This window comes from Stieleria sp. (genome assembly GCF_041595215.1).
GTDB classification, from domain to species: Bacteria; Planctomycetota; Planctomycetia; order Pirellulales; family Pirellulaceae; genus Stieleria; species Stieleria magnilauensis.
Genome location: NZ_JBFHKV010000766.1, coordinates 1 through 4,361 on the forward strand (window position 1 = coordinate 1; position 4,361 = coordinate 4,361).

The 4,361-nt window shown below is 59.6% G+C and carries 3 protein-coding genes; all 3 read right to left on the bottom strand.

The window, feature by feature from the left end:
* Positions 1-84: 84 nt before the first annotated feature.
* Positions 85-1,389, bottom strand: coding sequence for a hypothetical protein (locus ABX749_RS23840; RefSeq protein WP_372898199.1), 1,305 nt, complete (start codon positions 1,387-1,389; stop codon positions 85-87).
* A 2-nt stretch (positions 1,390-1,391) separates the two neighbouring features.
* Positions 1,392-2,969, bottom strand: coding sequence for a BamA/TamA family outer membrane protein (locus ABX749_RS23845; RefSeq protein WP_372898200.1), 1,578 nt, complete (start codon positions 2,967-2,969; stop codon positions 1,392-1,394).
* Positions 2,969-4,361 (bottom strand): outer membrane protein assembly factor (locus ABX749_RS23850; RefSeq protein WP_372898201.1); only part of this gene is annotated, 1,393 nt, incomplete at its 5' end. The genes ABX749_RS23850 and ABX749_RS23845, both read right to left, overlap by 1 nt.

The window sequence follows — 4,361 nt, forward strand, 5'->3', positions numbered from 1 at the left end:
GAGTCCTTGCCGATATGCCGACGGCACAGGACTCGTCGCCTCGTCCACTACCGCCTTACCCGAAACGCAAGGTGACAAGGCATACTAGATGCCGTAGCGATCTCGGAAACAGTTTCGGTGGGTGCGGGCCAGTTCACTCTGGCCCGTCCTGCCGGCGGCGTCTGCCGCGACTGCGATTTGTTCGAGCAGTTCCGCAAACGCCAGCATCGGTTCGGCGCCCAAATCCCATCCCGCACGGACCCACAATTCGTGGGCTTGGGCGGGCGGTGCTTGTTGCGCCAACGCGGCGAAGTGCTCGCGGACTCGATCGCGTCGATCGCTGGCCGAAGGCACGCAAAGGCTTTCGAAATAACCTTGCTCGACCGAATCGCAGGGCTCGTAGCCGAGCGTCATCAACCGTGCAGCAGAAAACTTTTGGCCTTCACCACAGAACCCGTGCGTCCTGACCCGCACCGTCTGATCGGTGAAGATGGAACAGTTCAGCCCGCTTCGGTAGTGATCGATCGCGGCGGCGCGATTCCCCGATTGCTCTTCGCCGTACCCCAAGACGTCCCAGGCCCAACCGAGTTCCGGCGCGAACTCGATCGCGCGACGGCAATAGCGCATCGCCGCCTCCCAATCTTGCTGGTCGAGCACCTGCTGGCGGGAAACGTTTGCCGCGACCACCTTGTCGATCCAGTCCTCGTCCATCAGCCGGTTGTCGAACAAGCCGCGCTGGAGTTGTTCGGGATCGTCGATGTCCAAGCCGCGAAGGGCATCGTCGCTGAGCAGCGGATTTTCTAACGCATCGATCACCATTTGGCACAAGACCGCCGCTTGGCTGATGTGTCGCTCGATCATCTCGCCGGCCAGCTCAAGACCGCTCAGTGGTTCCAATTCGGAGGCCGACCGATGTTCCAGGCGAGTGATCGCCCATTGATTCAATCGATGGCAGGATCGATCGCTTTCGTCGCTCGCCGAACCCGCGGAGATCGCGTGGTCGCGACGGCTGCCGGGCAACTTGTGCCGAACGTGGTCAAAGTAAATGGCTTCGGCCAGCGAGTCGCCCCAGGGGATCCAGTCGCCTCCGCCGTGGTACCAATGGACGATCTGTCCGGCCGAATTGTCGGCGGCGATCCGGACGCACAACCAATCGCCCATCGTGTTGGTCAGGATGGGGAGAAAGTCACAGGGCATCAGCGCCGGCCAGATCGCCGTGGGTGCCTCGTCGATGAGTTCCTGGGGCGGGATCGCCGAGGCGAACCGGTTGCCGACGCTGCCGTCGGCGGAACGCCAGATCTCGTCGTCGAACCATCGCGATAAGTCGTCGGAAAGGACGCATCGAAACCTCGCTTGGATCTGGTCGGTCCAAGATCCCGAGGCGGCGGACGGTTGGGTCGGCTGTTGCAAGGTTACCGAATCAAACTCATGTAAAAGCTGAAGATACGCTCGTTGTCAAAGTCAGACTTGTTGACCGGGTAGGCAAAGTCGAACGCGAGCGGGGCCGGCCCGAGCGCCGGGATTGCCACACGCAAACCCAAACCGGGCGCGACACGAAACGAGTCGGCGTCCAGTTTAACACTGCTTTCCACGGTACCAAAGTCACAAAATGCCACACCGCGAAAGGCGTCGTCGGCCGTGATCGGGAACATGTACTCGACGGAATTGAGAAATTGGAATTCCCCCCCAACGGCAACGAAGGGATTTCCGCCCGTACCGCCCACCACGGGGCCTGCACCGCGAAAATCGAAACCTCGCAGCGTCGCGTAACCGCCGGCGAAGAAGTTTTCGAAGATCGGCGTGTCGTTCCCGCTGAACCCGACTTGCGTGCTGTACGAGAAAGTTTGTTTACCACTGCCGTCGGCTCGCGACGCCAGCAACCAGTATTTGCGATACTCCAGTTCGATCCGGGAGTAGTCGTAATCGCCGAAGGTTTCTTCGAACTGGAACTGGAAATAGTGGCCCTGGCTGGGCTGAATCGGACTGTCACGAGTGTTGTGCGTCAGCGTGATGCTGCCGCTGTACAGCTCGTTGTCACCTTCCGCATCGGTCAACTCCTGATATTCGGCCGCATCGCCCGGCGACAGGATCGCCGTGTTGAGCGACCGAATCCGACTGAGGTCGACATTCTGGCCACTGATGCCGACCGCGAGTGACAGGTCGGGCGTGATGCGATAGCCCAGCGAGAATCGACCGCCGAGACGGTTCTCGTCCCAGTCATCGTAACGCCGGTCGTACAGGAATCCGCTGGCTGAGAAACTGATCGGCAAGTAACCGAACAAGTTCGGGTCGGCGAACTGAACGCTGTAACGATCAAAGTCACTGCCCGGTGCGGCTTCCAAGCGAAAGGTTTGCCCGGCCCCACGGAAGGCGGTCCCGCCGAACAGGTCTCGGAACGAGCGCGGCCAACGCATGATGTCAAAGTTTCGTTCGTCGATCGTGATCTGGCCGGTCACCCCGGCGTCACTGTTGACCGCACCGCCGAACATGATGCGTCCGGTCCGTGCGGGAAATCCATTGACGATCAAGTCCGCGACGCGAACGTTAGGCGTGTAAACCGGATCGGTGCCGATCGGCGGAAACGCGGTGCCACTTCCGGGAACCGATTGACCGGGTTGGAGCACGCGTTGACGCGGCCCGAACTGAGTCGGCGGAAACGTCGTCTGCGGCGCCGCCTGTTGCGGCACCGGCTGCGGCACATAGTTTTGTTGCGGCGCGTAGTTTTGTTGCGGCTGAACGTAGGTCCCCGTCGGCGGGTTGTATCCCGGCGGATAGTTCTGGGCGTTGGCCGAGGAGGTCCAGGCCAACGCGGTGCAGGCGAGCACGGCGATTGGAACCGCCAGGGCACGTGCCATCGGCGTGTTGATGGCGGCTCGCCTGGCCAATCGTTTCGGCAAATCGATCGATTCCATTCGGGTTGATTCGCTTGCTGGTGTCAGGGGTGATGGAAAAACGTTGCGGTCGGTGTCGGTGCGGGAGGGGTGATTCATTAAAACGCATCCTCCCGAGGATCGACGATGATGTCCGGTGGGTCGGCGATTTGCGGATTGGTTTCCAGCAACTGGCTATTGCTCATGCGCCGTCGACCGATTTCCAACAGTCTGCGGTCGATGAAATCACCTTCGCGCATCTCCAACATGTTCAACATCACGGTCTCCCGCATCAGGTGCGGTTCGCCTTCGATGTTGACGCGGATCTCGCCGATCTTCCAACGGTCACCTTCTTCGATCTGATAGACCAAGTCGACGGTGTTCTCTTCGTCACGCATCACGGTCTTGGGCTGGACATCGGCATAGATGAATCCCAGTTCGCCGTAACCGTAAACGATCTCGCCCACGTCGCGTTTCAAAATGGTGCCGTCAAACATGTCGCCGGCCTTCAGTTCCAAACGCTGCCGCAGTGAATCCTCGGTGACGAATTGATTGCCGATGATTTGCACGCTGTTGATTTTGAAACGTTTGCCTTCGTTGACCACAAACGTCACGTCCATCCATTTGCCGTCTTCGCTGTAGGAGATTCGCCGACCGACGGTAGCGGTCAGGTAGCCGAGGTTGTGATAGGTCGCGGCCAAGATATCGACGTCGCGATCGATCTTGGCCATGTTCGCGACGTTGAAGGTGTAGTAGCCGAATTGGAGAAACGGTCCACGGCTCTTGATCAGTTTCTTCAGCCGGGCTTCGCTCAACAAGGTATTGCCGATGACATTGATGCTGGCGATTCGTTCTTTGGGTCCCTCGTTGATCCGAAAGATCACCATGCCGGGTTTGTCTTTGAACCCGATCGTCGACGTGATGGCGACCTGGTTGAACCCTTCGTCCTTGTAGTAGTCGATCAATCGCCGGCGGGCGGATTCGACGGAGAACTCGCTGAGCGGATCTTTGACTTCCAATCCGGCGCGGCCCTTCAGGTCGCGGTCGTTGACGCGGTTGTTTCCGTGAAAGGAGATCGCGGAGATCAGGGCGCGTTCATGCACCACAAACGTTACGTCGACCCCGGCATCGTTGTCTTTGGTTTTGAAAGTGACATGGTCAAACGATTTCATTTCGTTCAACCGATGGACGTCGCCGAGCAAGACTTCGCGGCTGAAAAATCGCCCCTTCTTGGTCTGCATCTTTTGCAGGATCTCATGCTCGCTGAGCGCTCGATTGCCGACAATTCGAACACTGGTGACGACCTTGTCGCCGTGTTCGCGGCCGATCGGCAGGGCATCCTGGTTGTGGACGTGATCGCGGAACTTGGGACGCTCGGCCGGTCCTGCCGGGCCGCCGCTCTGAGGACCTCCGCCACCCATGCCCCCCATGCCGCCGCCCATTTGGGCCGCCGCAGGCAGTGAAAACGCCAAACAGGCAACCCCCGCGATAAACGCAGTGAAGCATTTTTTA

Coding starts and splice junctions, on each gene's coding strand:
- ABX749_RS23845 (WP_372898200.1), bottom strand. CDS start 2,969: ATGAATCACCCCTCCCGCACCGACACCGACCGCAACGTTTTTCCATCA.